This window comes from Sinorhizobium kostiense, from assembly GCF_017874595.1.
Classification (GTDB): Bacteria; Pseudomonadota; Alphaproteobacteria; order Rhizobiales; family Rhizobiaceae; genus Sinorhizobium; species Sinorhizobium kostiense.
Genome location: NZ_JAGILA010000001.1, coordinates 768,965 through 794,639, shown reverse-complemented (window position 1 = coordinate 794,639; position 25,675 = coordinate 768,965). Strand labels below are relative to the sequence as shown.

Genomic DNA, 25,675 nt, shown 5'->3' with positions numbered 1-25,675 from the left:
GAGAGACATGCAGCAAGTCAAAGTGCTACAGCGACCCTTGCGCGTCTGATAAGACGCGCGGAGCTGTAGGCTCAATCGAACAGTCGTCGTCCTGTCTCGGTGTCGAACAGGTGAACATGCTGGCTGTCGATCGACAGACGGATCGTCTCGCCGGGCCTAGCATTCACGCGTTCGCGGAAAACACCGGTCACGTCCGCGCCGCCGAGCTTCACGATCATCTGCGTCTCGTAACCGGTCGGCTCGATCACCACGACCTCGGCAGGCAATCCGTTCGGATCGAGCGACAGGTATTCGGGTCTGAGGCCGTAGATGAGATTACGCCCCCGTGCCGCGGCGGCAGGGCGCGCCACAGGCAGAGCCGTGCCGTCCACCGTCAAGAAGGCATTGGGATTGCTCGGATCGAGGTGACCATTGAGCATGTTCATCGCCGGCGAGCCGATAAATCCGGCGACGAAAAGGTTGGCCGGTTGATCGTAGAGCTCGAGTGGCGCGCCGATCTGCTCGACGATGCCGTCATGCATGACGACGATCTTGTCGGCCATGGTCATCGCCTCGATCTGATCGTGGGTGACGTAAACGGTGGTGGTCTTCAGGCGCTGGTGCAGTTCCTTGATTTCGGCGCGCATCGCGACACGCAGCTTCGCGTCGAGATTCGACAGCGGCTCGTCGAAGAGGAACACCTGCGGATCGCGCACGATCGCGCGCCCCATGGCGACTCGCTGGCGCTGACCGCCGGATAGCTGGCGCGGATATCGGTCGAGCAGCCTCGACAGGCCGAGGATATCGGCAGCTACACCGACCCGCTTGTCGACCTCGGTCTTCGGCCGACCCGCGAGCATCAACGAGAAGGCCATGTTGTCGGCAACCGTCATGTGCGGATAGAGCGCGTAGTTCTGGAACACCATGGCGATGTCGCGGTCCTTCGGCGGCAGCCGGTTGACGATGCGGTTGCCGATGCGGATCTCGCCGGCCGTGATGTTCTCAAGACCCGCGAGCATGCGGAGCAGGGTCGACTTCCCGCAACCGGACGGACCGACAAGAATGACGAACTCGCCATCCTCGATTTCGATGTTCACGCCCTTGATGACCGGAAAAGAACCGAAGGACTTCCTGACATCGACAAAATCCACGCCTGCCATATGCGTTCCTCCCAGAACCGTATCCTGTCTCCGCGATCGCCCTTTCCCGCAGCGGGATATAGGGCAGACGGAGGCTTTGACCTCTATCCGCGGCCGACCAGCGGCATTTTTGTCGCCATCACCGTCATCGTCAGCACGTTGGCCGACAGCGGCAGGCTCGCCATGTAGACGACGGCCTCCGCGACGTGCTCGACGGGTATGGTCGGCTCGGGTGCAATCTCGCCATTTGCCTGCAGCACGCCGCTACTCATCTTCTGCGTCATGTCGGTCGCGGCATTGCCGATGTCGATCTGGCCGCAAGCGATGTCGAACGGCCGCCCGTCGAGCGCGGCCGACTTGGTGAGCCCGGTGATCGCGTGCTTCGTCGCCGTGTAAGGCGCGGAATTGGGCCTCGGCGTCGTCGCCGAGATCGAGCCATTGTTGATGATGCGGCCACCGCGAGGCTCCTGCGCCTTCATCAGCCGGAAGGCAGCCTGCGTGCAAAGGAAGGCGCCAGTCAGGTTCGCGGCGAGAATCCCGCTCCACTCATCGAAGGTCACTTCCTCGAGCGGCACCGGCGGCACGTTGGAGCCGGCATTGTTGACGAGCAGGTCGAGCCGGCCGAATTCGGTGCGGATGGTGTCGAAGAGCGTTGCGACCTGGCCCGGATCGCCGACATCACAGGAAACCGCGTGTACGGCGCCTCCGGTCTCTGCTGCCATCTCAGCGGCAGCAGCCTCGAGCACGTCCGCACGGCGCCCGGTGATGACCAGCGTGAAGCCCTCGGCGCTCAACGCCCTGGCGATGCCGCGGCCGACGCCCGTGCCGCCCCCCGTAACCAGCGCGATCTTGCCCGCCCCTGATTTCTTGCCCTCTGCCATGTCAGATCCTGCCTCCGAGTTCGTCCTCGATATGGATGCGGATGATCTCGTCGAAGTTCGTCTCGGCGGTGAAGCCGAGTTTACGGGCGCGACGCGCGTCAAAATTGGTCGGCCAGCCGGCGACGATCGCGCGAATGACGGGGTCCGGCTCGCGGCGGATGAGGCTGACGGCCTTCGGGCCTGCAACGCGCCCGAGCGCCTCGATCTCCTCGCCGACGAGCGCCGAAAGGCCGGGCATGGTGAGGTTGCGCCGTGGGCCGATGACGGCCGTATCCATCCGGGCGGCGTGAACGAAGAAGCCGACGGCCGAGCGCGGGCTTGCGAACCAATGGCGGACGTTTTCCTCCACCGGCAGAACCGCCTCCTTGCCGACGAGCGGCTCGCGGAGAATATTCGAGAAGAAGCCCGAAGCCGCCTTGTTCGGCGCGCCGGGGCGAATGCAGATGGTCGGAAGACGAATGCCGATGCCGTCGAAGAAGCCGCGGCGCGTGTAGTCGGCCAGCAGCAATTCGCAGATCGCCTTCTGCGTGCCATAGCTCGTGAGCGGCGTCGTGAAGAACTCGTCGCCGATCTTCTCCGGGAAAGGCTGGCCGAAGACGGCGATCGACGAGGCGAAGATGAGCCGCGGGAAATAGCGCTGGCGTTGCCCCTGGCGAATCGCGTCGAAGAGCGCACGCGTGCCGTCGAGATTGACGCGATAGCCCTTGTCGAAATCCGCCTCCGCTTCACCGGAGACGATCGCCGCGAGGTGGAAGATGACGTCCGGTCGCGAGGACACGAGCCGTTCGGCGCTGCCCTCCGAAGAGAGATCGATCGCGAGCGTCGCCGACTTGCCCGCGATCGGTGCCGGGATCGGCGGCTCGATGACGTCCACCAATGTCAGCCGGCTGACTTCATAGCCGAGAGCGCCCTCCGCGGCGGCCAGTCTTTCGACGAGTTTCCGGCCGATCATGCCGGCCGCACCGATAACCATGACATGCATTCGCGGCGAACCTCCTCCTGTTCGGCCACACCCGAAATCACTCCGGGTTCAGCGTGCCCTTCTGCTTCTGTTTCCTGCCGCTCGCCGCTCCTTGCATGAGCAGATCTTTCGTCGTCTCATAGATGCGCATGAGGTGCTGGCGGAAGGCGGCGATGACCACATCGCGATCATGCCGCCTCAGGGCCGCGACGATCTCGCTGTGATCCCGGTAGCTCGCCTCGATCGCACCCGCCCGGGACATGGCGCTGCGGCGGTAATCCATCATGTAGGTGTAGAGGTCGGTGACGAAGTCCGAGAGCAGCGGATTGCCGCAGGCACGGTAGATCGCCACGTGGAATTCGCGGTCGCAGATGAGAAAGCGCATTGCGTCATTGCCGCAATGTCTTTGCGTTTCCAACAGGTTTTCGAGCTTACGCAACGTCTCGTCGTCGACGTTGTCGGCGGCATCGCCCACCACCTTAAGCTCGATATGGAGCCGGGCTGCATGGACGTCTTCGAGATCGTAGCTGTCGATGGCGTTCGGCGAGGCGATGGTTACCGTCAGATCGCTGAGATCCACATCGGCGACGCGGCTGCGACTGCCCTGCGACACCTCGATGATACCGCGCGCCGCCAGCGTCCGGATGGCGCCGCGGACAGTCTCTCGGCTGACGTGGAGCACGCTGGCGAGTTCCCGTTCGCCTGGCAGTTCATCGCCCGGCCGCAGCATATTGGTCGCGACCAGCACCATCAGCTTGTCGGCAATCACCTCTCGCGCGGTGCGGCGCTCGAGTGCCCGCCCGATCTTCGGCATCTGCGTGAGGATTGGACTGCCGTTCACTCTCAGCGCCTCCACTGATCTACTGGTTGGTCCACCGGATCAGTGCGACCAATAGAGGGCTCAAGCGGACGTCGGGTCAACCCCTCTTCGTTGCCGCGCCGCACCAAAAATGCGGCGACATCTTGTGCAGCGCATATAGCCCGGCTGAGGGCTCACCCGTGGTCATGCTTCGTGATCTTGGTGAGAGGGCAGTTCGAGGCCGAATGTCTTCACGAGATCGTCGACCTGAGCCGGGGTCAGGTAACGTGGATTGAGATTGCGCAGCAGCAAGTAGAGCTTCGCGGTCTCCTCCAGCTCCTCGGTGGCAAAGACCGCCGCCTCGAGACTGTCGCCCGCAACGACCGGCCCGTGATTGGCCAGCAGCACGGAGGAATATCTTCCGGCGAGCCCGCGGATCGCATCGGCGACCGCCGGATCACCCGGGCGGTAATAGGGCACGAGCGCTGTTTCGCCGGCACGCATGAGGTAATAGGGCGTCATCGGCGGCAGCGCCGCGCGCGGGTCGATTTCGGGCAGCATGGTGAGCGCCACCGCGTGGGTTGAATGTAGATGGACAATTGCCCGCGCGTTGCCGCGCGTCTCATAGAGCGCAGTGTGAAGGGGAATTTCCTTCGTCGGCTTGTCGCCGGAAAGGAGCTGCCCCTGCGCATCGAGCCGCGAAATACGGGCGGGATCGAGGAAGCCGAGCGAGGCATTGGTCGGCGTCACCAGCCAACCGCCGTCGTCGAGGCGCAACGAGATGTTGCCCGAGGAGCCGGGAGTGAGCCCTCGCTCGAATAGCGAGCGCCCGTAGCGGCAGATTTCCTCGCGCAGACGTGTCTCGGACATGGTACATCCTTTCAGGCTCAGACGGTCGCGCCCTCGACAAGTTCGAAGCCAAGGTCGACGACCTGCGGAGGCGCGTTCGCGACGATGAGCTCGGCGGCTACCTGTCCTGACATCACCCGGGGCGTGCGGATGGTCGAGAGCGGCTGTGGCGTTACCCGGCCGATATCGAGACCGTTGTAACCGAAGATTGCCAGTTGCGAGGGGATCGAAATCCCGCGAGCAAGGCAGTGAAAATAGCCGCCGATCGCCATGTCGTCGTTCGAGAAGTAGACGGCATCGAGGTCGGGCGACCGGGCAAGCAGGTGTTCCAGACCGAGCCTCCCGCTTTCTGCGGACGAAGGACCCGCATTGATCTGCCGATCGACGAGCGCGCAGCCGGCCGCCTGCAACGTCTCGGTGAAGCCTGAAAACCGCTTGCCGGCGCGCGTATCGCGCTCGAGATCATGGCCGACGTAGCCGATCCTGCGATAGCCGCGCTTCAGCAGGAACTCGGCACTTGCCCGCCCGGCGGCGCTATTGGAGAAGCCGACCGCGAGATCCACGGGCGTGCCGTCCAGATCGAGCACTTCGGCGATCCGGCAGCCGCTCGCGCGCAGCATCTTCCGGGTACCTTCCGTGTGCTCGAGACCTGCGAGCATCACCGCCGCCGGCCGCCAGGCGAGCATGGCAGCGACGAGCGCCTCTTCGCGCCCCGGATCGTAGTCGGTAACGGCGAAAACGGCCTGGTGCTGGTTTGCCTCCAGCACACCGCTCGCCCCGCGCAGTACGTCGGGGAATACGATGTTCGACAGCGACGGAATGGCGAAGGCGACGAGGCGCGACCCGGCGGAAGCAAGCGTCCCGGCGATCCGGTTCGGCACGTACCCGAGCTGCTCGACCGCCGCCATCACCCGGTCTCTCGTCTTGCGTGAGAAGGAGCCGTGGTTGCGAAGGACACGCGAGACCGTGCTCTCGCCGACGCCGGCCGCCTGTGCGACCTCGGCAAGCGTCACCGTCGCCTGCTGCTTGGAATCGAACGTCACTTACAAACCTGCTTCTGTCTCATGCGACCGCGGCCTACCGGCACCAGCGATCCTCCATTCCATTCAATAGCGATTTTTTTTGGCAGCGCTACCATTTTGTGTTGGCAGCGCTGCCAAAATCAACTAGTGAGAAGATGGCAGCGGGCATCAGGGATCGGCAAAATTCACGACGGGAGGTGCTGTTATGTCAGTGAATATTGAGAATCGCGGATCGAGAGCCGCCGTGATCGGCCTCGGCTCGATGGGCTTCGGCATGGCGCAATCGATGAAGCGCGCCGGCCTCGACGTCACCGGCTACGATATCACCCAGGCCGTCGTCGAGCGCTTCGTCGCCGAAGGCGGCCGCGGTGCGCAAGCGCTGGCGGATGCCGTCGAAGGCGCCGATATCATCGTCTCGGTCGTCGTCAATGCCGCACAGACAGAGGCGGTGCTGTTCGGTCCGGAGGGCATCGCGAGAGCTATGGAGCCCGGCGCCGTTTTCGTTTCATCGGCGACGATGGACCCGGCTATCGCGCGCAGCCTTGCCGAACGGCTTGAAGCCCTGGGCCTCCATTATCTCGATGCGCCGATCTCGGGCGGCGCAGCCAAAGCTGCGAAGGGCGAACTGACGATCATGGCGTCCGGTACGCCCGAGGCCTTTGCCGCGGCGCGCCCGGCGCTCGATGCCATGGCAGCCAAGGTTTACGAGCTGGGTGATGCTGCAGGCATCGGCGCCGCCTTCAAGATGATCAACCAGTTGCTTGCCGGCGTGCATATCGCCGCCGCCTGCGAGGCCATCAGCTTTGCAGCCAAGCAGGGGCTCGATCTCGAGAAGGTCTACGAAGTGATCACTGCCTCGGCCGGCAATTCCTGGATGTTCGAGAACCGCATCCCGCATGTGCTCGCAGGCGATTACACACCGCTCAGTGCTATCGAAATCTTCGTCAAGGATCTCGGCATCGTCCAGGACATGGCGCGGGCAGAGCGCTATCCGGTGCCTTTGGTGGCTGCCGCGCTGCAGATGTATCTCGCCGCCTCCGGCGCCGGCATGGGCCGCGACGACGACTCTTCCCTCGCGCGACTCTACGCGCAGCTGTCGGGCGCCGAGTTGCCAGGCAAAAACAAAGAGCCGAACAAGTCGTAAAGGACAATCGAGATGCCCGCTTTTGCCGCCAATCTGACGATGATGTTCAGCGAGTGGTCGTTCCTCGATCGCTTCGACGCCGCCGCCGAGGCAGGCTTCACCGCCGTCGAATATCTCTTTCCTTATGAGGTGCCGCCGGAGGCGATTGCCGAACGGCTTTCGCGCAACGACTTGCAACAGGCGCTGTTCAATCTGCCGCCCGGCGACTGGGCGGCAGGCGAGCGCGGCATTGCGGCCCTCCCCGGCCGCTTCGACCAGGTGAAGGCGGATGTCGAACGGGCGCTCGACTATGCGGAAGCGACCGGCGTCAAACGCCTGCACCTGATGGCGGGGCTCGCCGATCCTGCCGACGCTTTGGCAGCGGCTGCCTACCGGCACTCCGTGGTCTACGCAGCGGAGCGTCTCTTGGATAGAGGGATCGATCTCCTGATCGAACCCATCAACGGCCGCAACATGCCCGGCTACTTCCTCAAAGATTTCGGCGTTGCCGAGTCCTTGATCACTGAACTCGGCATTGCCAATCTGAGGCTGCAGTTCGACATCTATCACCGCCAGATCATCCATGGCGACGTGACCATGGCGCTTCGCCGCCTGATGCCGATCACCGGGCACATCCAGATTGCGAGCGTGCCCTCGCGACACGAGCCGGATGGCGAGGAGCTCAACTATCCCTATCTCTTCGAAGAAATCGACCGGATCGGCTATAACGGCTTTGTCGGCTGCGAATACACGCCACGCAGTTCGACGCTCGACGGCCTTGGCTGGTTCAAACCTTTCGCAAGGAACTGAACGATGGCCATACTCCTGGGTTCTATCGCCGACGACTACACCGGCGCCTCCGATCTCGCAAACACGCTGACGAAGAACGGGCTCAGCACAGTGCAGACGGTCGGCATCCCCGCCCCGTCACTCGCCTTGCCGGACGTCGACGCCGTAGTCGTATCCCTCAAGATCCGATCCGTCGCCGCCGACGAGGCGGTGGCGGCCGCGTTGAAGGCGGAAAAGTGGTTGCGCGGCCGAGGCGCCGCCCACGTGCTTTACAAGGTCTGCTCGACCTTCGATTCCACCGACCAGGGCAATATCGGCCCGGTGACGGAAGCGCTGAGCGAAGCCGCAGGCGGCGGGACCGTCCTGGTCACCCCGGCATTCCCGGAAACCGGACGTACCGTCTATCTCGGGCACCTTTTCGTCAACGGCCAGCCGCTCAACGAGAGCCCGCTCAAGGACCATCCGCTGAACCCGATGCACGACGCCAATCTGGTGCGGGTAATGGCGCGGCAGTCGCGCGGCGCCGTCGGACTCGTCGACTTCCCGACCGTGATGGCCGGTTCTGATGCGGTGAAGGCACGACTGGATGCGCTAAACGCCGAAGGCGTAGCAACGGCAATTGCCGATGCGGTATCGGAAAGCAATCTCGAGACGCTCGGCGAGGTGGCGTGGCAGACTTCCTCGTCGACGGGCGCATCCGGCCTTGGGCTCGGTCTTGCACGGGCGATCGTTCGTTCCGGCCGCGCATCCTCGTCAGGTGCTGCGGCGGATGACGCCATCCGCCCCGTCGGGGGCCTGGCCGCAATCGTCGCCGGCAGCTGCTCGGCGGCAACGCTGAGGCAGATCGAGGTTGCCGAACGTTCGATGCCGGTGCTGCGGCTCGATACGGAAAGACTGCTTGACGGATCGGACGAGATTGCCGCGGCGATTGCCTGGGCCGGCGAGCGGATCGCGGCCGGTCCCGTCATCATCGCCGCAAGCGCCGCGCCCGATGTCGTCTCTCGCCTGCAGGCGCAATACGGGCGCGAGGCGTCCGGTCACGCCATCGAAGCCGCGACTGCGACCATTGCCAGCGAGCTCGTGGCGCGCGGCGTGAAGCGTCTCGTCGTCGCCGGCGGCGAGACCTCCGGCGCCACCGTCGACAAGCTTGCAATTCCCGCTTTCCTGATCGGCCCGGAAATCGCGCCCGGCGTGCCGGTGCTCCGCACCGTCGGCAATGAGCAGGGCGATATGCTGATGGCGCTGAAATCCGGCAATTTCGGCGGCGAGGACTTTTTTGCTGCTGCCCTCGCGATGATGCGATAGTTGCTTCGGCCATCGGCGACGGCGGTATCTCTAGAGTCCGCTCGAGAGCGGCAGCCTACTCACTCGGCAATTGCCGCGCTGCCCACTCGCTTTTCGGGATCACCTTGCCTATCGCGTAGCTGAAGGAGACGACCGACGTCGTCTCCCCGTCGACCTCGCATTTGAAGTCCACCGCGTACCATTTCGCACGGCTGCGGAAGGCGCCGCCATTGGCGCTCATGCCGTCGGCCGAAACAAATCCGCCTGAGGGACCGAAGGGCACGAGCATGTCCGGAAAGGCATCCGGTCTCTGTCGGCGGATCTGCTCCAGCGCCTCGATGGTGCAGAGCTGAACGATACGCCGCTTTGGCGGCAGCCGTCCGATCGCCTGCTTCACGCGCGGATCGGATAGCGCGTCCTTGTAGTAGAGTTCCTGCGCGTCTTTTAGCGCCGGGCCCTGACGTTCGGATGCGGCCGGCGCGGGTTTCGCCGCGTCTCCAGCCGTGCTTGCCTGGGGCGTTGGCTTTGCTCGGGGAACGGGCGCGCTCGGCGTTGCTGCTTGATCGGCGGCCGCATTGGCCGCGTCTTTGGCCTCAACGCGCAGTTGCGCAGGCGCTGCCCTCGTTTCCGACGGCTCGACCTTTGCAACGCTCTCCGCCGTTGCCGCAGCGGCGGGTGTCTGCTCCGGCTTCGGTCGCAAATCATCGCTCCGCTTCGGTGCCGCCGGAGGCAATTGCGGCTCGGACGGATTCTTCCTGTCGGCCTGCGCCGCCGCGGATTCGAACGCCTGTGGCTGCATGCGGGGCCGTTCCGGCCTCGGCTTGCTGCGTTCCGGCGGCTTCTCCTCCGCTTGCGACGGCGGTGGTACGAGCTCGACTTTCAAGCTCTGTTCCTTGGCCGGCGGGGCGTGCTCTGGCAATCGGACCAGCAGCAAGAACGCCAAGGCCAGATGCAGGGCGAGCGAGGTCGGCATGCCCCAACCGGTTTCCCCCCACATTTTCCTGACGACGTGTTGCATTGCTCAATAGCCCGCGGACGGTACGCGCGGAACCTAGAGCATTTTGCAGTCAGGTGGAATCACCTGGCGACCCGATAGGGCGTATCGAAGAAATGTTCCTCCAGATTGCAACCCTCGCCGCCGCGGTCGATAACGACGAAGTCGGAAACCCCGTGGAGCGGCGTCAGGATGCCGTGCCAGACATTGCGGGCGATATTGACGCCCTGGCCGGGTGCGGTCTCGAAAGCGATCGGCCGACCCGGCCGGCCGCCTTCGTCCGGCGCAACGACGACGAGGAATGTGTTCCTCGTCAAGGGGACGAATGCCTGGCTGCCGAGCGGATGGCGCTCGACCATGGTGAGGGTCAGCGGAAGTTCATAGGGCTCGCCACGCAGCAGGCTGATCAGTACGCGCGCGTCTGGCCCGGCCGTCTCGACGCTGGCAAGATCATGGTGACGGGTGCATTTGCCGCCGTTGATCGGAAAACTCTTTGCCTCGTCCATGGCGATCACATCCCCGAAAGGCGCGAAGGCGGCACGCGTCAGCGACCGGACCGGCAGGGTCGTGCCACTCTCCGGCAATTTTGCTTCTATTTCGCTCATCGGATCAGTATCGCCCTGAAATCATTGACATTGGTGCCCGTCGGCCCGGGTGTGAAGAGATCGCCGAGCAGGTCGAAGGCCGACCAGCTGTCGTTACGGTCGAGCAGTTCCGCCGCATCGATCCCGCGCTCGAGGAGCCGGGGGATCGTGTTGTCGTCGGCGAAGGCGCCGGCATTGTCTTCCGAACCGTCGATGCCGTCGGTATCGGCGGCCAAGGCAGAGATGCCCTGGACGCCATCGATGCCGCGCGCCAGCGACAGCAGGAATTCGCTATTGCGACCACCTTTGCCTGCGCCCCGAACGGTGACGGTGGTCTCGCCGCCGGACAGCAGGACGACAGGCTTTTGAAAGGGCCGCCCTTGCGTCGCCACCTCGCGGGCTATCGCGGCATGGACCAGCCCGACATCGCGGGACTCGCCTTCGATCGAATCCGACAGAATGAGCGCCTCGATCCCGGCGGCTCGCGCCTTGGCGGCTGCGGCTTCCAGCGAAACTCCGGCGGAAGCGATCAGCCGCACTTCGTTGCGGAGAAAGCGCGGATCGGATGGTTTCGGCGCGTCCGCAGCCTTCGACGCCAGCCAACGCAGAACGTTTTCCGGCAGAGATAAGCGATAGCGTTCAATAGTGTTCACGGCATCGAACCGGCTAGAATGGTCGGCAATCGTCGGACCGGAAGCGACGAGGGCCGGGTCGTCGCCGGGGATGTCCGAGACGACGAGCGAAACCACCCGGGCGGGATGGGCGGCCGCGGCCAGCCGGCCGCCCTTGATCATGGAAACATGCTTGCGCAGGGCATTCATTGCCCGGATCGGCGCGCCGGAGGCAAGCAGCGCGCGATTGACGGCAATCTCGTCCGCGAGCGAAAGCCCCGGCGGCGGTGACGGCAGCAGCGCCGAGCCGCCGCCGCAGATCAGGGCAACGACGAGATCATCCTCCGTCAGGCCGCCGACCTCGGTGAGAAGCCGGCGCGAAGCCATTAGACCATTCTCGTCCGGCAGGGGATGTGCGGCTTCGAGCACTTCGACGCGTTCGCAGCGAACGCCGAAGCCATAGCGGGTGACGACGGCGCCGCTCAGCGGCCCCTCCCACAGCCGTTCAAAGGCACGCGCCATCTGCGCGGCGCCCTTGCCGGCACCGACCACGACGGTGCGCCCTTTTGGCCGCTTCGGCAGGTTGGCGCCGATGACGCGCACTGGGTCGGCCGCGGCAACCGCCGCGGTGAACAAGGTCTCCAGGAATGCACGCGGATTGGCGGTAACGGCCATTCATCCCTCCCTTTCGAAAAATATCCGGGCGGCGGCTCCTCCTTCCGCCGCCCGGATGCACGATCGCCAATGGTGGATGGGGAAGCCCGACCGGCGGATCATGCGCTTCGCCGCACTTCACGCGACCGGGTGGTTCGCCATCCGCTCCAGTGCGCGGACCAATCCGGAATGGTCGAGACCGCTATCGCCATTGGCGGCGCAAATGTTGAAGAGTTCCTGCGTCGCCGCCGTATTCGGCAACGAGATGCCGAGGCTCTTAGCGCCCTGCAGTGCGAGATTCAGGTCCTTCTGGTGCAGCGATATGCGGAAGCCCGGTTCAAATGTCCGCTTGATCATGCGTTCGCCGTGCACCTCAAGGATGCGCGAGGAGGCAAATCCGCCCATCAGTGCCTCACGGACGCGCGCCGGATCGGCGCCCGCCTTGGAAGCGAATACCAGCGCCTCTGAGACCGCCTCGATCGTCAGCGCGACGATGATCTGATTGGCAACCTTCGTCACCTGCCCGTCACCGCAATCGCCGACGAGCGTGATGTTCTTGCCCATCAGCTTGAAGAGCGGCAGAGCGCGCTCGAAGGATTCCGGCGTGCCGCCGGCCATGATGCTGAGCGAGGCGTTCTTCGCGCCGACCTCGCCGCCGGAGACCGGCGCGTCGATATAGTCGGCCCCCGTTTCGCGAACCTTCCTGGCGAATTCCCTCGTGTCGATCGGCGAGATCGAGCTCATGTCGATGACAAGCTTGCCCTTGCCGAGTCCGTAATAGACGCCGTTCTCGCCGAAAAGGACATCCTTCACTTCCGGCGTGTCCGGCAGCATCAGGATGATCGTGTCGACGGACTCGGCAAGCGCCTTCGGCGTCTCCACGAGTTCCAGGCCGTGGTCAACGAGTTCCTGGCGCGGCGGGATCACGAATTTCGAGGTGATTATCCTGTGGCCGGCATCCTGCAGGTGACGCGCCATCGGCGTGCCCATGATGCCCAATCCAATGAAACCGATTGTCGCCATTATCTTCAGCTCCTGATCTTGATGATGTCTGCGGATGGCCATCGCTTGCGCTCGGCACTAAGCCAGCCAAGCCCCTCCGCGGTGGTCGTCAGCGGCTTGTACTCGCAGCCGATCCAGCCGTCGTAGCCGGCGGCCTCCAAGGCGTCGAAGACGAACGGGTAGTTGATTTCCCCGGTGCCCGGCTCGTTGCGGCCGGGGTTATCGGCCAGTTGGATATGCGCGATCTTCGCACGGTGGCGCCGATAGGTGCCGATCAACTCGCCTTCCGTGCGCTGCTGGTGGTAGAGATCGTACTGGATGAACAGGTTGTCGCTGCCGACCTCGTCGATGATCGACGCGGCTTGACCGACCGTGTTCAGAAAGAAGCCCGGAATGTCGAAGCGGTTGATCGGCTCGATCAGGAGCCGGATGCCTCGGTTACCGAGTTCGCTTGCCGCGAACCGCAGGTTGGCGACGAGCGTCGTGCGCAACACGTCGCCCGGCACGCCGTCAGGCGCGATGCCGACGAGGCAATTCACTTGGCTGCAGCCGAGCGCCGTCGCATAGTCGATGGCGCTTGCCACGCCCCGGCGGAACTCGTCGATACGATCCGGCAGGATGGCGATGCCGCGCTCGCCGCGCGCCCAGTCACCCGCTGGCAAGTTGTGCAGCACCTGCACGAGCCCGTGGCGATCGAGGGCGGCATGCAGCGCCATTTTCTCGAATTCATAGGGAAAGAGAAGCTCTACCCCCTCGAAGCCGGCCTTGGCGGCGAGCGCAAAGCGATCGAGGAACGGCGCCTCGTTGAAGAGCATGGTTAGATTCGCCACAAATCTCGGCATGGGCTACTCCTCCTTTGAAAATCGTTCAGTCGAGCAGGGCGGCAGCAATCGCGGTCGGAGCGTCCTCGCCTCGTTCGGCGAGTTCCTCGAACTCGACCACGGCATTGATGTCCACACCCATGGCGATGTTGGTGACGCGCTCCAGGATGAATTCGATGACGACCGGAACCTGGTGTTCCCGCATCAGCGCCTCCGCGCGCTCGAAGGCACTGGCGAACTCGTTGAGGCTCTTCACCCGGATCGCCTTGCAGCCAAGCCCCTCGGCGACCGCCACATGGTCGACGCCGTAGCCTTTTTCCGCGTCGCCGTCCGCGTTGATGTTGTCGAAAGCGAGGCTCACCTCGAAATCCATGTCGAAGCCGCGCTGGGCCTGGCGGATCAGGCCGAGATAGGAATTGTTCACGACGACATGCAGGTACGGCAGCTTGTGCTGCGCCCCGACGGCCAGTTCCTCGATCAGGAACTGGAAATCGTAATCGCCGGAAAGCGCCACGATCGGCCGATGGGGATCCGCCGCACGCACGCCGAGCGCTGCCGGCAACGTCCAGCCGAGCGGCCCTGCCTGCCCGCAATTGATCCAGTTGCGCGGCCGGTAGACATGCAGGAACTGCGCGCCGGCGATCTGGCTGAGGCCGATCGTCGTGACATAGCAGGTATCACGACCGAAGGCCTTGTTCATCTCCTCGTAGACGCGCTGGGGTTTCAAAGGCGTCTGATCGAAATGGGTCTTGCGCAGCATGGTGCGCTTGCGCTCTCGGCATTCCGCCGCCCACGCCGACCAGTCCCTGAGCTTGCCGGCGGTCTTCCATTCCGTCGCAACGTCGAGGAAGAGCTTGAGCGCCGCCCCCGCATCCGAGACGATGCCGAAATCCGGCGCGAAGACGCGGCCGATCTGCGTCGGTTCGATATCGACATGGATGAATTTGCGACCTGCCGTATAGGTCGGAATATTGCCTGTATGGCGGTTGGCCCAGCGATTGCCGACGCCGAAGACGAAATCCGACGCCAACAGCGACGCGTTGCCATAGCGATGCGACGTCTGAAGCCCACACATGCCGGCCATCAGCAGGTGATCGTCCGGGATCGTGCCCCAGCCCATCAGCGTCGGGATCACCGGAACGCCGGTGATTTCGGCAAATTCGACGAGCAAGTCGGAGGCATCCGCATTGATGATGCCGCCGCCGGCGACGATCAGCGGCCGCTCCGCTTCATTCAGCATCGCAATCGCCTTTTCGGCCTGCGCACGGGTCGCGGTGGGCTTATAGGGCTGGAGCGGCTGATAGGTCTCCGGATCGAATTCGATCTCCGCAAGCTGGACGTCGACCGGCAGGTCGATCAACACCGGACCGGGCCGGGCCGAACGCATTAGATGAAAGGCCTTCTGGAAGACGAAGGGAACGAGCGCCGGCTCCTTGACGGTGACTGCCCATTTGGACACCGGAGCGGCAATCGCGGCGATGTCGACGGCCTGAAAATCCTCCTTGTCGAGGCGCGCCCTGGGCGCCTGGCCGGTAATGCATAGGATCGGGATCGAATCCGCGGAGGCCGAGTAGAGACCCGTGATCATGTCGGTGCCGGCCGGCCCCGAGGTGCCGATACACACCCCGATATTGCCGTGCTTCGCCCTCGTATAACCCTCCGCCATATGCGAGGCGCCCTCGACATGGCGGGCCAGGATGTGGCGGATCGAGCCACGCGCCTTCAGCGCCGAATAGAGCGGATTGATGGCGGCACCAGGCACACCGAAGGCACAATCGATTCCTTCCTTCTCGAGAACGTGAACCGCCGCATCGATGGCGCGCATCTTGGTCATGGCAACTCCTCCTGTTCGAGTGAGATGCTAAACCATTCGGCGGCTCGATCAATGCAATTGTGGAAATCATTCTCATTATATGGAAATAAGGATTTTCAAGAAATTTGGGAAAATCGAACGCAATCGCTGTAGACCATGATGAGCGGAGCGGTTTGGAGTAAGCCATGGAATCGACGGTGAAAGGAAAGCGTGGGCGCAAGGCGGCGGTAAACTCGGTTCCGTCCTCGGTCCAGGTGCTCGACCGCGCTCTGTCGCTGCTCGCGATCATTGCCGAAGGCGATGGCGCGACACTGACATCGCTCTCGGAACGCACAGGCATGGCGCCATCCACGATACACCGGCTGCTGACCTCGCTTGCCGGCCACGGGATGACGACGCATGACGGCGACACCAGCAGTTGGACGATCGGCGTCAAGGCTTTCGAGATCGGCAATGCTTTCCTGCGCTTTCGCAAGCTTGGCACGATCAGCCGGCCCTACCTGCAGCACCTGATGGAGGAAAGCGGCGAAACGGCAAATATCGGCATCGAGGACGACGGTGAGGTCGTCTTCATCTCGCAGGTCGAGAGTCACGCGCCAATGCGCGCCTTCTTCCGGCCCGGCCGGCGCGGGCCGATTCACGCGTCGGGCATCGGCAAGGCGATCCTTTCCACCTGGTCCGATACGGAGATCGCCGCGGCATTGAGCGGCAGGGCGCTCGCACGCTTCACCGATGGCACGCTCAACACGCTGTCGTCCCTCATAGCCAACATCAAAGAAATCCGCTATCGCGGCTGGTCGATCGACGACGAGGAGCATACGCTCGGCATGCGCTGCATCGCCGCCCCGATCTTCAACGAATATGGCGAGGCGATCGGCGGCATTTCGGTGTCCGGCCCGACGGTCCGCATCGACGATAAGAAGCTCGCCAGCCTTGGTCCCGTCGTTCGCCGTACCGCGGACGAATTGACGCGCGCGATCGGCGGCCACAGACCGGAGGAGAGCTAACCGATATACAAGAGAGCATATTGACCCCGTGCGATCGGAACATCTCCCGACAGGGCGGGAGATGGCCGACAGGCCAGAGGGTCTAGCCGCCCTTCACAAGGGCGGCAACATACTCTTCCCAGGTTCAATCAGCGGGATCGGAAGATTCCGACCTTAACAGCGACTTCGACAGGCGAATAAAAATGAAGAGCAACTACTATTTTCCGGAAGGCGGGCACCCGCCGCAGACAAATCTCCTGACCGACCGAGCCGTGTTCACCGAAGCCTATGCGATCATCCCGAAGGGCGTGATGCGCGACATCGTCACGAGCTATCTGCCATTCTGGACGAATACGCGGCTTTGGGTGCTCTCGCGGCCGATGTCGGGCTTCGCCGAGACTTTCTCGCAATATGTCATGGAGGTCGGCCCATCCGGGGGAAGCGACCGGCCGGAAACCGACCCGCGCGCCGAGGGCGTGCTCTTTGTCGTCGACGGCGAGTTCCGCTTGACGATCAAGGGTCAGGCGCACCGGATGCAGCCCGGCGGCTATGCCTACATCCCGCCCGGCAGCGAATGGAGCCTGCACAACGACGGAACCACCGCCACCCGTTTCCATTGGATCCGCAAGGCCTATGAGAAGGTCGAGGGGCTTCCCGTGCCCGATCCGATCGTCACCAACGAACGCGAGATCGCGGCGACGCCGATGCCGGGCACGGATGGCCGATGGGCGACCACCCGTTTCGTCGATCCCTCCGACATGCGCCACGACATGCATGTGACGATCGTCACCTTCGAGCCGGGCGGTGTCATCCCTTTCATGGAAACCCATGTGATGGAGCATGGGCTTTATGTGCTCGAGGGCAAGGCGGTCTACCGCCTCAACTCCGACTGGGTCGAGGTCGAAGCCGGCGACTATATGTGGCTCAGGGCCTTCTGCCCGCAGGCCTGCTATGCCGGAGGGCCGGGAAAATTCCGCTACCTCCTCTACAAGGACGTTAACCGCCACATGGCTCTCGGAACCCCCGCTCGTTTCGCCTGAGGTCACTCACGGCGGGGCAAAAGCGCACCGCCGTTACGCCGGGATATTGCAGCCAGTGCAGTTCGGCCATAGCCTTCGAGGCATGGCGACACCGAAGCTTGAGACCTATCGCAAGAAGCGGGATTTCTCGAAAACGCCGGAGCCTGCCGGCAGCCTTGCCGGCGACGGCAATCGCTTCGTCGTGCACAAGCACCATGCGACATCCGACCACTATGATCTGAGGCTGCAGGTCGGCGACGTTCTGAAAAGCTGGGCGGTGCCGAAAGGACCGTCGCTCAACCCCGCAGACAAGCGGCTCGCCGTCGAGACCGAGGACCATCCGCTCGACTATATCGATTTCGAAGGCGTGATCCCCGAGGGCGAATACGGGGGCGGACCGATGATCGTCTGGGACATGGGAACCTGGGCGCCGATGGAGGACGTCGGGACGAGCTTGGAAAAGGGCGCCTTCAAATTCCGCCTCGCCGGCGAAAAGCTCAAGGGCGGCTGGATGCTGGCACGGCTGAAGCCCAGGCCCGGCGAAGAGGAAAAGCGCCACTGGCTTCTCTTCAAGGAACGCGACCCTGCCGCCGACTCGTCCACGGACATCCTCGCCGCCCGGCCGGAAAGCGTCAAATCCGGGCGGCGGATCGAGGAATTGGTCGAGAAGCCGAAACCGCCCGCCACACCCGCCAAGCTCAACCCCGGCGCTCTCCCGGGAGCTGTCAAAGGGCCGATGCCGGCGAGGATCGAACCGCAGCTTGCCACGGCCACTGCCACCCCTCCGGACAGCATCGAGAGTCGCGAGATCTGGCTGCACGAAATCAAGTTCGACGGCTATCGGACCATGGCGTACAAGGCCGGAGACGAGGTGCGCCTGATCACCCGCGGGGGCCTTGATTGGACGAAGCGCTACGGCGACCTGCCGGAGGCATTCCGCCGCTTGCCCTGTCGCGAGGCCCTCATCGACGGCGAGATCGTCGTGCTCGATGATCAGGGCATCAGCCACTTCGCGCTTCTCCAGGAGGCACTCTCGAACGGCGCAGAGAACAGGCTGGTCTTCTATGCCTTCGACATCGTCCATCTCGACGGCTGGAATCTCATGAACGTCCCGCTCGAAAGGCGCAAGGAACTCTTGAAGCAATTGCTCGAGGCGCACGTCTCGAGAAGCTGCGCCATCCAGTACAGCGACCATGTCACCGGCGAAGGCCGTGCCTTTTACGCGCAAGCCACCGAGTTGGGCCTGGAAGGGATCATCTCCAAGCGTGCCTCGGTGCCCTATCAGAGCGGTCGCTCCAAGACCTGGACCAAGACCAAGGCGCTCAAGGCGGAAGATTTCGTCATTGCCGGCTTTACCCTTTCCAAGCCCGCCGAAGGCATCGGCGCGCTGGCGCTGGGCGAATGGGTGGATGGGGAGCTGCAATATCGCGGTAAGGTCGGCACCGGCTTCGACGCCGCTATGCTCATGCAATTGCGGGAGAGACTGGAGCCGCTACGCGAAGGTGCGGCAAAACTCGAAGGGGCGCCGAAGGAAATCATCTGGGTGCGGCCGGTCACAGCGGCACGCATCCATTACGGCAACCGCACCGCGGACAACATACTCCGCCACCCCGTATTCAAGGGACTGCGCGAGGTCGAGCTTTCGGCACCTGCGGCCACGGGCCGCAAGCGCCTGATCTCCGACGCCGATCTCGCCGGAATCTCGATCACCAATCCGACCCGCCGGCTGTTCGGCAGGTCCGGGCCGACCAAGCTCGATGTCGCCGTCTATTATGCCGCGATCGGCGACTTCATGCTGCCGCACATCCTCGACCGCCCGGTCTCGCTCGTCCGCTGCCCGACCGGCAGACCCGAGAACTGCTTTTTTCAGCGGCATCCCTTCACCGGCATGCCGCGCTCGGTCGGAAGCTTCCAGGCGATGAGCTCGGAAGGCGAGCCGAAGACCTACCTCTCGGTCGACAATGCCAAGGGCTATCTCGCGCTGGCGCAATTCGGCGTGGTCGAGTTCCATGCGTGGGGCTCGCGACGGAAGCAGCTCGAAGAACCAGACCGCGTCGTCTTCGATCTCGATCCCGGCGAGGGCATCGGCTGGCGCGAAGTGGTCGAAGCGGCCGTGCACATCAAGGCCGAGCTCGAGGCGCTCGGCCTGGTTCCCTATGTCAAGACCTCCGGCGGCAAGGGCATACACATCGTCGTCCCCATCAAGCCTAGATTGGATTGGAAGAAGGTCCACAAATCAACCGGCGACATTGCCACCCGCCTCGCGGCCACTGCACCGGAAAGCTTCATCACCACGATGAGCAAGGGCAAGCGCGCCAGGAGGATTTTCATCGACATCCATCGCAATGCCCGCGGGCATACTGCCGCAGCTCCCTATTCCTTGCGTGCCCGGACGAACCTGCCGGCTTCTACCCCGCTCAGCTGGGCCGATCTTGAAACTATCGACGCTCCGGCGGATTTGAACTATTCTTCGCTGCCGGGCCTGCTGGCCACATCGGGCGATCCCTGGGCCGACATGGACGAACAGGCCAGGGACTTGCCGCTGCTGTCCAAAGCGGGGAAGTAACGTCATTACCGCACGGAGACGATTATGGCACCGAGGGCAAGTTGGAAAGGCTATTTGAGGTTGAGTCTCGTGAGCTGCCCGGTTCGGCTCTATCCCGCCACCAGCACGAAAGATCGCATCACCTTCAATCAGCTCCACAAGGATACGCATAACCGGATCAACATGAAGCCGGTGGATCCGGAGCGGGGCGTCGTCGAGCGGTCCGATCTCGTCAAGGGTTACGAATACGAAGACAAGAAATACGTCATCATCGAAGACGCCGACATCGAGAGCGTCAAGATCGAATCCAATCACACGATGAACATCGAAGCCTTCGTCGATGAAGGATCGGTGGATGTCATTTACCAGGACACGCCCTATTACCTGGCGCCGGACGGAGCGATGGCGGAAGAAACCTTCGTCGTTCTGCGCGAAGCCCTGCGGCGGACCGGCAAGCTCGCCATCGCGCGTCTCGTGCTTTCCAGCCGCGAACGGGTCATCGCCATCGGCCCGCGGGACACCGGCATGTTCGTCTGTACCCTGAGGAACCCCAACGAGGTGCGCGGCACGGCCGAGTATTTCGACAATATACCTGACGGAAATCCCGATCCCGAAATGCTGCAACTCGCCGAAGCGCTGATCCAGCAGAAGACCACGAGCTTCGATCCGAGGAATTACGAGGACCGTTACGAGATCGCGCTGATGAACATGATCCGTGAGAAGCTCAAGGGCCACAAGCCGGTCATTGCGGCAGCTCCCGAACGTGGCAACGTCATCAACCTCATGGATGCTCTGAAGGCGAGCCTCTCTCAGGCGAAACCCCCCGCGAAGAGCAAGCCCAAAGCCGAACAGGCGGCAAAACCGGCCGCCAAGGGCGCCACTTCCAAACGCGCCGCGGCAAAACCCGCCGGCAAGAAGAACGCCTGATGGCGGTTGCAGGCAAGACATTCGGCATCGTTGGCGCGCTTTCCGTCTTTCCACGGCGGCTTATCGCCCGGGAGGTCGAGCGCCAAGGCGGGAATCTCAGACGCGGGGTCACGCGGCAGACCACCCATGTCGTCTTCGGCCGGCGGCTGCTTACAAACGCGGCCGAGGCGGAGATCGAGGCGCGCTTCGAGCGGGAGATCTGCCACGGCCGGCGTGTCCTCAGCGAGAACGGTTTTCTGAGAGCTCTCGGCCTGGCAACCGGACCGGAAACCTCCGCGCTGACGCGCCAGTCGCTCATCGAGCAATCCGCGCTTGCACCGCGCCTTTTCGATCTCCTTTCGCTATTCGACGCCTTCGAGCATGACAGCGAACCCTATTCGTTCCGCGACCTGATCCTCGCCCGCAAATATGCGGGGCTGATCGCGAGCGGCGCCGGCTGGGGAGCGATCGCACGCTCGGTCCATCGCTCCGGCCACGTGGCCTCGTTGACAGCGCTCTCGCTGCACCACGAAGGCATGGACACGATTTATGCGCGCCTCGCTGAGGGCTTGAGCGAGCTCGACGGGCAAATGCTGCTCGGGCTCGATCTGCCTGGTGACGCAGAGCTCGAGGAGCTTTTCGTCGAGGCAGAGGCGGCCGAGGAGACCGGCGATTACGATGCAGCGGCCGCCTTCTACCAGCGCTATCTTGCAATCGACCCTACGGATTCCGTCACGGCTTTCAACCGCGCCAACTGCCTGCGCGCGGCCGGCCGTGACGCAGAGGCCGTGCACGAATATGTCCGGGCGCTGAAGCTCGATCCCTCCTTCGCCGAAGCCTGGTTCAATCTCGGCGGACTTATCGGCGAAGAGGGGCACGTCGGTTCGGCCCGCCGTCACCTCAAGAAGGCAATCGAACTGGACGCCGATTTTGCGGACGCGATATTCAACCTGGCGAAACTGGAATTCGATGCCGGAAACCTCCTCGAAGCGCGCAGCTTGTGGGAGCGCTATCTCGAGCTCGACAAGGATTCGGAATGGGCCCGCATGGCGGAGCGCGGCATGCAGTTCGTGAACCTTCACCTGTTATCCAAGACGGCCGGCTAAGATGGCCGGAAATTTCCTCTTCGACGGTCCTGAGGACGCGCCCGTCACCATTCTTCTCGCCCATGGCGCCGGCGCGCCGATGGACTCAACCTCGATGACGGCGACGGCTCTGGCGCTTGCCGGCGCCGGCTTCCGCGTCGCCCGCTTCGAATTCGGCTACATGGCGGCGCGGCGGGTATCTCCAGATCGCAAGCCGCCGCCGCGCGCCGAGACGCTGAATCCGGAATATTTGTTGGCCATTGCCGACCTCGGTGCAAAGGGCCCGCTCGTCATCGGCGGCAAATCGATGGGCGGGCGCGTCGCCAGCATGGTCGCCGACGCGCTTCACGCCGAAGGAAAGATCATCGGGCTCCTGTGCCTCGGCTATCCGTTCCACCCGCCGGGCAGGCCCGAACAGCTTCGCACCGGGCACCTTGCCGAACTCAACACACCGACGCTGATTTGCCAGGGCACCCGCGACGAGTTCGGCACGCCCGACGAGGTCAAGGGGTATGCGCTCTCGGACCAGATCGAAATCCTGTGGTTCGAAGACGGCGATCACGACCTCAAGCCGCGCAAGCGCGTCTCCGGTTTCTCGACCGCCGATCACCTGAAGACGCTCGCCGAGACGGTCGCTCGCTGGGTCGGCAGGCTCGCTGAGCGAGCCAGATGAAGCTTGCGACCTTCAACATCAATGGCGTGAACAAGCGGCTCGCTAACCTCCTCGCCTGGATTTACGAGGCCGAACCGGACGTCGTCTGCCTGCAGGAGCTCAAGGCCACGGACGATCAATTTCCAAGATCGGCGATCGAGGCTGCCGGCTACGGCGCAGTATGGCGTGGACAGCCGGCGTGGAATGGGGTTGCGATCCTCGCCCGTGACGCGGAACCGGTTCTGACACGCAGCACTTTGCCAGGCGATCCGTCCGACACGCAGGCCCGCTACATCGAAGCGGCCGTGAACGGCATCCTCATCGCCTCGCTCTACGCCCCGAATGGAAATCCACAGCCGAGCCCGAAATTCACCTACAAGCTCGCCTGGCATCAGCGCTTCGCCCGACATGCGGCAGAACTGATCGAGAGCGGCCTGCCAGTCGTCCTTGCCGGCGACTACAACGTCGTTCCCGAGCCGCGCGATATCTATTCGACCCGCTCCTACGACGACAATGCCCTCGTCCAGCCGGAAAGCCGCGCGGCCTTCCGAGACTTGCTCGAACAGGGCTGGACCGACGCCCTGCGCAAGCGCTATCCGAATGAAGAACTCTTCACCTTCTGGGACTATCGCCGCAACCGGTGGGAGCGCAATGCCGGCCTGCGCCTCGACCATATCCTGCTCAGCCGCAAGCTCGTGCGGCGTCTGACCGCCGCCGGCATCGACCGAGAGGTCCGCAGCCAGGAAAATGCCAGCGATCACGCCCCGGTGTGGGTCGCCTTGAGGGATTAGGTGCGCCCTGCTGCATGTCTCCTCAAATCGTTCTCGGTTTAAGGACAAAGACATGCAGCAACTCAAAGTTCTACAGCGACCTTTGCGCGTCTGACAAGACGCGCGGCGCTGTAGGGGCCGCATTTTTGTCTGGCGATCCCGCGCCAATGGTGCACGATAGCGTCGAGCGAAAATGGAGGCGAGCAATGACGAAGGCGAAGGTGGGTTTCATCGGGCTCGGGCTGATGGGCCAGGGCATGGCGGCGAACATCCTGAAAAAAGAATGGCCGCTTTCAGTCATGGCGCACCGCAACCGCGCGCCGGTCGAGGCGCTCGTTGCGGAGGGCGCGGAGGAGGTGAAGACGCCCCGCGAAATGGCCGAGCGGTGCGAGATCATCGTGCTCTGCGTCACCGGCTCGCCGGAGGTGCTCGCGGTCGTCGAAGGCGCGGAGGGCATCGCGGCTGCAGGGAGGCCGACAATCATCGTCGATTGCTCGACCTCCGACCCCTCGGTGACGACGAAGCTCGCCGCCGATCTAGCCTCGAAGGGCATCACGCTCCTCGATGCGCCGCTGAGCCGCACGCCGGCGGACGCCGCCGCTGGGACGCTGGACGTCATGGTCGGCGGTGCGGAGGAGGACGTGCGCCGCATTTTGCCGGTGCTCGAATGCTTCGCCGGCCGCATCATCCATACAGGGCCGACCGGCACCGGCCACACCATGAAACTGCTCAACAATTTCCTGTCGATGGGTTATGCCGCACTCTATTCCGAGGCGCTGATGCTCGGGCGCAGGGCTGGACTTACGCCGCAAGTCTTCGATAGCGTCATCCGCGGCGGACGCATGGATTGCCCGTTCTATCAGACCTTCTTCCGCTGGGTGCTGGAGCGCGACCCGAATGCGCACAAGTTCGCGATCCGCAACGGCTTCAAGGACATGAGCTATCTCGCAGCCTTCGCCAATGCCGCAGGCGTTGCCAACCCGATCGGCGCGGCGGTCCGCAACTCCTTCGCCCAGGCCGTCGGCGCCGGACGCGGCGATGACTACGTGCCGATGCTTTCGGATTTCATCGCAGAGGCGAATGGGACCAGCTAGCGCATCGGCCCCAAAAATCGGAGCGGATGTTCGGAAAGCTCGATGCGCAGTTTCAAGGACCATCAGCGATGTTCGCGCATCTGAAAAGACGCGCGGCGCTGTAGCCCCCGTCGTAGACAAAGGAGCTTCGAGCAGTGCTTCCGAGGGGCCCCTGCCGGTCGTGGGGTCGTGCCTCCAATCAGGCCGTGCGGCAAAGCGCGTTACGGCTCAGGAGAATGCTCCTGTTCTGATGCAGTGATGACAGAATTCCATCATCTCAGCCGTGCAATCTCTCAGGAATGCAAGGCCACCCTCCCTCTGCGGCTTTGACTGCACCCGGCCAATTGGCGAATGTGTCTCCGAAATGGAACAAACGTTCCGATCACACCAGTCATTCCAAGCTTTCGTGGAGGAGACATTCCGTGACCGCCCTGCCATTCGCGCTCAACCATATGACCGCTCCGGGCCTGCCGCTCGACGCGTTCTTCGCCCTTGCCAAATCGCTCGGCATTTCGGCCGTGGAGATTCGCAACGATCTTACCGGCAACGCCATTCTCGATGGAACGGAGCCTGCCGAGGTGAAGGCACTTGCCGAAAAACATGGGCTGACGATCCTATCGATCAATGCGCTGCAGCGCTTCAACGAATGGAACGAAGCGCGCGAGGCGGAGGCGAAGGAACTCATTTCCTATGCGCGCGACTGCGGAGCCAGGGCCCTGGTGCTGGTGCCCGTCAATGACGGCAGCGGCCAGGCAGATGGAGAGCGCCAGGCACATCTGCGCGCCGCATTGAAAGCGGTCAAGCCTCTGCTCGACGCCGCCGGTATCATCGGTCTCGTCGAGCCGCTCGGCTTCGAAATCTGCTCGCTGCGTTCGAAAACCGAAGCCGCCGAAGCGCTTCGGGAGATCGGCGGATCGTCCTTCCGGCTGGTGCACGACACGTTCCACCATCATCTTGCCGGCGAGGACGCCTACTTCCCGGATCTGACCGGTCTCGTACATATTTCCGGCGTCAGCGACGCGGGCGTTGCCGTCGCCGACATGCGCGATCCGCACCGTGTCCTAGTCGATTCTGACGATCGGCTCGACAATGCCGGCCAGATCCGCCGCCTTCGCGTTGAAGGCTACAACGGCCACTTCTCATTCGAGCCTTTTGCGCCTTCGGTGCACGGGCTGAGTGACCCGGAGAAGGCTGTCCGCAAGAGCATGGACTATCTCCGGTCGCAGGCTTGAGCGCGTGCGCTGAGGAAAGCGTGGAATCCGTCCGGACGCCGCAAGATGTGCTTGACGTCGCCCGGATAAAATGGAATACATATTCCGTAATGACAAACGACT

At 63.5% G+C, this 25,675-nt stretch carries 24 protein-coding genes; 12 read left to right on the top strand and 12 right to left on the bottom strand.

The genetic code is table 11. From position 1 onward, the window contains the following. Positions 1 to 71: 71 nt before the first annotated feature. From J2Z31_RS03535 to J2Z31_RS03510, 6 genes are all read right to left on the bottom strand, one after another. Positions 72 to 1,139 carry an ABC transporter ATP-binding protein gene (locus tag J2Z31_RS03535; protein WP_209600491.1) on the bottom strand — a complete coding sequence of 356 codons (1,068 nt, stop codon included), beginning with the start codon at positions 1,137 to 1,139 and terminating at the stop codon, positions 72 to 74. Between the two features lie 83 nt (positions 1,140 to 1,222). Continuing rightward, a complete protein-coding gene (locus tag J2Z31_RS03530) occupies positions 1,223 to 1,999 on the bottom strand; it encodes an SDR family oxidoreductase (RefSeq protein WP_209600490.1) in 777 nt (258 codons plus the stop codon). 1 nt (position 2,000) lies between these two features. Further along, positions 2,001 to 2,981 carry a D-erythronate dehydrogenase gene (denD, locus tag J2Z31_RS03525; RefSeq protein ID WP_209600489.1) on the bottom strand — a complete coding sequence of 327 codons (981 nt, stop codon included), beginning with the start codon at positions 2,979 to 2,981 and terminating at the stop codon, positions 2,001 to 2,003. Between the two features lie 37 nt (positions 2,982 to 3,018). Then, entirely contained in the window at positions 3,019 to 3,801 is a 783-nt protein-coding gene (locus J2Z31_RS03520; RefSeq protein ID WP_209600488.1) for a FadR/GntR family transcriptional regulator, read from the bottom strand. Positions 3,802 to 3,963: 162 nt separating this feature from the next. Next, positions 3,964 to 4,629 (bottom strand): 3-oxo-tetronate 4-phosphate decarboxylase, encoded by a 666-nt coding sequence (gene otnC, locus J2Z31_RS03515; protein WP_209600487.1) that lies wholly within the window; start codon positions 4,627 to 4,629, stop codon positions 3,964 to 3,966. A gap of 17 nt (positions 4,630 to 4,646) precedes the next feature. Continuing rightward, positions 4,647 to 5,651: a LacI family DNA-binding transcriptional regulator gene (locus J2Z31_RS03510; protein WP_209600486.1), complete on the bottom strand. Its 1,005-nt coding sequence runs from the start codon at positions 5,649 to 5,651 to the stop codon at positions 4,647 to 4,649. Between the two features lie 184 nt (positions 5,652 to 5,835). Here J2Z31_RS03510 and ltnD point away from each other — a divergent pair, with 184 nt between their 5' ends. The 3 genes from ltnD to otnK are packed head-to-tail and all read left to right on the top strand — an operon-like array spanning position 5,836 to position 8,847. Continuing rightward, on the top strand, positions 5,836 to 6,774 hold the full coding sequence (gene ltnD / locus J2Z31_RS03505) for an L-threonate dehydrogenase (RefSeq protein ID WP_209600485.1): 939 nt from the start codon (positions 5,836 to 5,838) through the stop codon (positions 6,772 to 6,774). A 12-nt stretch (positions 6,775 to 6,786) separates the two neighbouring features. Further along, the gene (otnI, locus tag J2Z31_RS03500; RefSeq protein WP_209600484.1) at positions 6,787 to 7,563 is read left to right on the top strand and encodes a 2-oxo-tetronate isomerase; all 777 of its coding nucleotides are present in this window, start codon (positions 6,787 to 6,789) and stop codon (positions 7,561 to 7,563) included. A gap of 3 nt (positions 7,564 to 7,566) precedes the next feature. After that, entirely contained in the window at positions 7,567 to 8,847 is a 1,281-nt protein-coding gene (otnK, locus tag J2Z31_RS03495) for a 3-oxo-tetronate kinase (protein ID WP_209600483.1), read from the top strand. Between the two features lie 55 nt (positions 8,848 to 8,902). Here otnK and J2Z31_RS03490 read toward each other — a convergent pair whose 3' ends face one another. The 6 genes from J2Z31_RS03490 to gcl all read right to left on the bottom strand — a co-directional run bounded on the left by J2Z31_RS03490 (position 8,903) and on the right by gcl (position 15,326). Beyond that, complete coding sequence (locus tag J2Z31_RS03490) at positions 8,903 to 9,844, bottom strand: DUF930 domain-containing protein (protein ID WP_234939233.1); 942 nt, start codon at positions 9,842 to 9,844, stop codon at positions 8,903 to 8,905. Positions 9,845 to 9,903: 59 nt separating this feature from the next. Then, positions 9,904 to 10,425, bottom strand: coding sequence for an ureidoglycolate lyase (locus tag J2Z31_RS03485; protein ID WP_209600482.1), 522 nt, complete (start codon positions 10,423 to 10,425; stop codon positions 9,904 to 9,906). Beyond that, the gene (locus tag J2Z31_RS03480) at positions 10,422 to 11,690 is read right to left on the bottom strand and encodes a glycerate kinase type-2 family protein (protein ID WP_209600481.1); all 1,269 of its coding nucleotides are present in this window, start codon (positions 11,688 to 11,690) and stop codon (positions 10,422 to 10,424) included. Before J2Z31_RS03480 ends, J2Z31_RS03485 begins: the two co-directional genes overlap by 4 nt. A 117-nt stretch (positions 11,691 to 11,807) precedes the next feature. After that, positions 11,808 to 12,692 carry a 2-hydroxy-3-oxopropionate reductase gene (locus tag J2Z31_RS03475; RefSeq protein ID WP_209600480.1) on the bottom strand — a complete coding sequence of 295 codons (885 nt, stop codon included), beginning with the start codon at positions 12,690 to 12,692 and terminating at the stop codon, positions 11,808 to 11,810. 5 nt (positions 12,693 to 12,697) lie between these two features. Next, complete coding sequence (hyi, locus tag J2Z31_RS03470) at positions 12,698 to 13,513, bottom strand: hydroxypyruvate isomerase (protein ID WP_209600479.1); 816 nt, start codon at positions 13,511 to 13,513, stop codon at positions 12,698 to 12,700. A 25-nt stretch (positions 13,514 to 13,538) separates the two neighbouring features. Next, complete coding sequence (gcl, locus tag J2Z31_RS03465) at positions 13,539 to 15,326, bottom strand: glyoxylate carboligase (RefSeq protein ID WP_209600478.1); 1,788 nt, start codon at positions 15,324 to 15,326, stop codon at positions 13,539 to 13,541. A 164-nt stretch (positions 15,327 to 15,490) separates the two neighbouring features. On the opposite strand from gcl, the gene J2Z31_RS03460 reads away from it, so the two are divergent. The 9 genes from J2Z31_RS03460 (at position 15,491) to J2Z31_RS03420 (ending at position 25,573) form a co-directional block, all read left to right on the top strand. Further along, positions 15,491 to 16,312 carry an IclR family transcriptional regulator gene (locus J2Z31_RS03460; RefSeq protein ID WP_209600477.1) on the top strand — a complete coding sequence of 274 codons (822 nt, stop codon included), beginning with the start codon at positions 15,491 to 15,493 and terminating at the stop codon, positions 16,310 to 16,312. 182 nt (positions 16,313 to 16,494) lie between these two features. Continuing rightward, the gene (locus J2Z31_RS03455; RefSeq protein ID WP_209600476.1) at positions 16,495 to 17,331 is read left to right on the top strand and encodes a bifunctional allantoicase/(S)-ureidoglycine aminohydrolase; all 837 of its coding nucleotides are present in this window, start codon (positions 16,495 to 16,497) and stop codon (positions 17,329 to 17,331) included. An 82-nt stretch (positions 17,332 to 17,413) separates the two neighbouring features. Further along, the gene (ligD, locus tag J2Z31_RS03450) at positions 17,414 to 19,876 is read left to right on the top strand and encodes a DNA ligase D (protein WP_209600475.1); all 2,463 of its coding nucleotides are present in this window, start codon (positions 17,414 to 17,416) and stop codon (positions 19,874 to 19,876) included. A 24-nt stretch (positions 19,877 to 19,900) separates the two neighbouring features. Further along, the gene (ku, locus tag J2Z31_RS03445) at positions 19,901 to 20,782 is read left to right on the top strand and encodes a non-homologous end joining protein Ku (RefSeq protein WP_209600474.1); all 882 of its coding nucleotides are present in this window, start codon (positions 19,901 to 19,903) and stop codon (positions 20,780 to 20,782) included. Next, the gene (locus J2Z31_RS03440; protein WP_209600473.1) at positions 20,782 to 21,867 is read left to right on the top strand and encodes a tetratricopeptide repeat protein; all 1,086 of its coding nucleotides are present in this window, start codon (positions 20,782 to 20,784) and stop codon (positions 21,865 to 21,867) included. The genes ku and J2Z31_RS03440 overlap by 1 nt, the downstream gene beginning before the upstream one ends. A gap of 1 nt (position 21,868) precedes the next feature. Further along, positions 21,869 to 22,519 carry an alpha/beta hydrolase family protein gene (locus J2Z31_RS03435; protein WP_209600472.1) on the top strand — a complete coding sequence of 217 codons (651 nt, stop codon included), beginning with the start codon at positions 21,869 to 21,871 and terminating at the stop codon, positions 22,517 to 22,519. Continuing rightward, a complete protein-coding gene (gene xth / locus J2Z31_RS03430) occupies positions 22,516 to 23,289 on the top strand; it encodes an exodeoxyribonuclease III (protein WP_209600471.1) in 774 nt (257 codons plus the stop codon). Before J2Z31_RS03435 ends, xth begins: the two co-directional genes overlap by 4 nt. A 185-nt stretch (positions 23,290 to 23,474) precedes the next feature. Then, a complete protein-coding gene (locus J2Z31_RS03425) occupies positions 23,475 to 24,362 on the top strand; it encodes an NAD(P)-dependent oxidoreductase (protein WP_209600470.1) in 888 nt (295 codons plus the stop codon). A 401-nt stretch (positions 24,363 to 24,763) separates the two neighbouring features. After that, positions 24,764 to 25,573, top strand: coding sequence for a TIM barrel protein (locus J2Z31_RS03420; protein ID WP_209600469.1), 810 nt, complete (start codon positions 24,764 to 24,766; stop codon positions 25,571 to 25,573). Positions 25,574 to 25,675 lie beyond the last annotated feature (102 nt).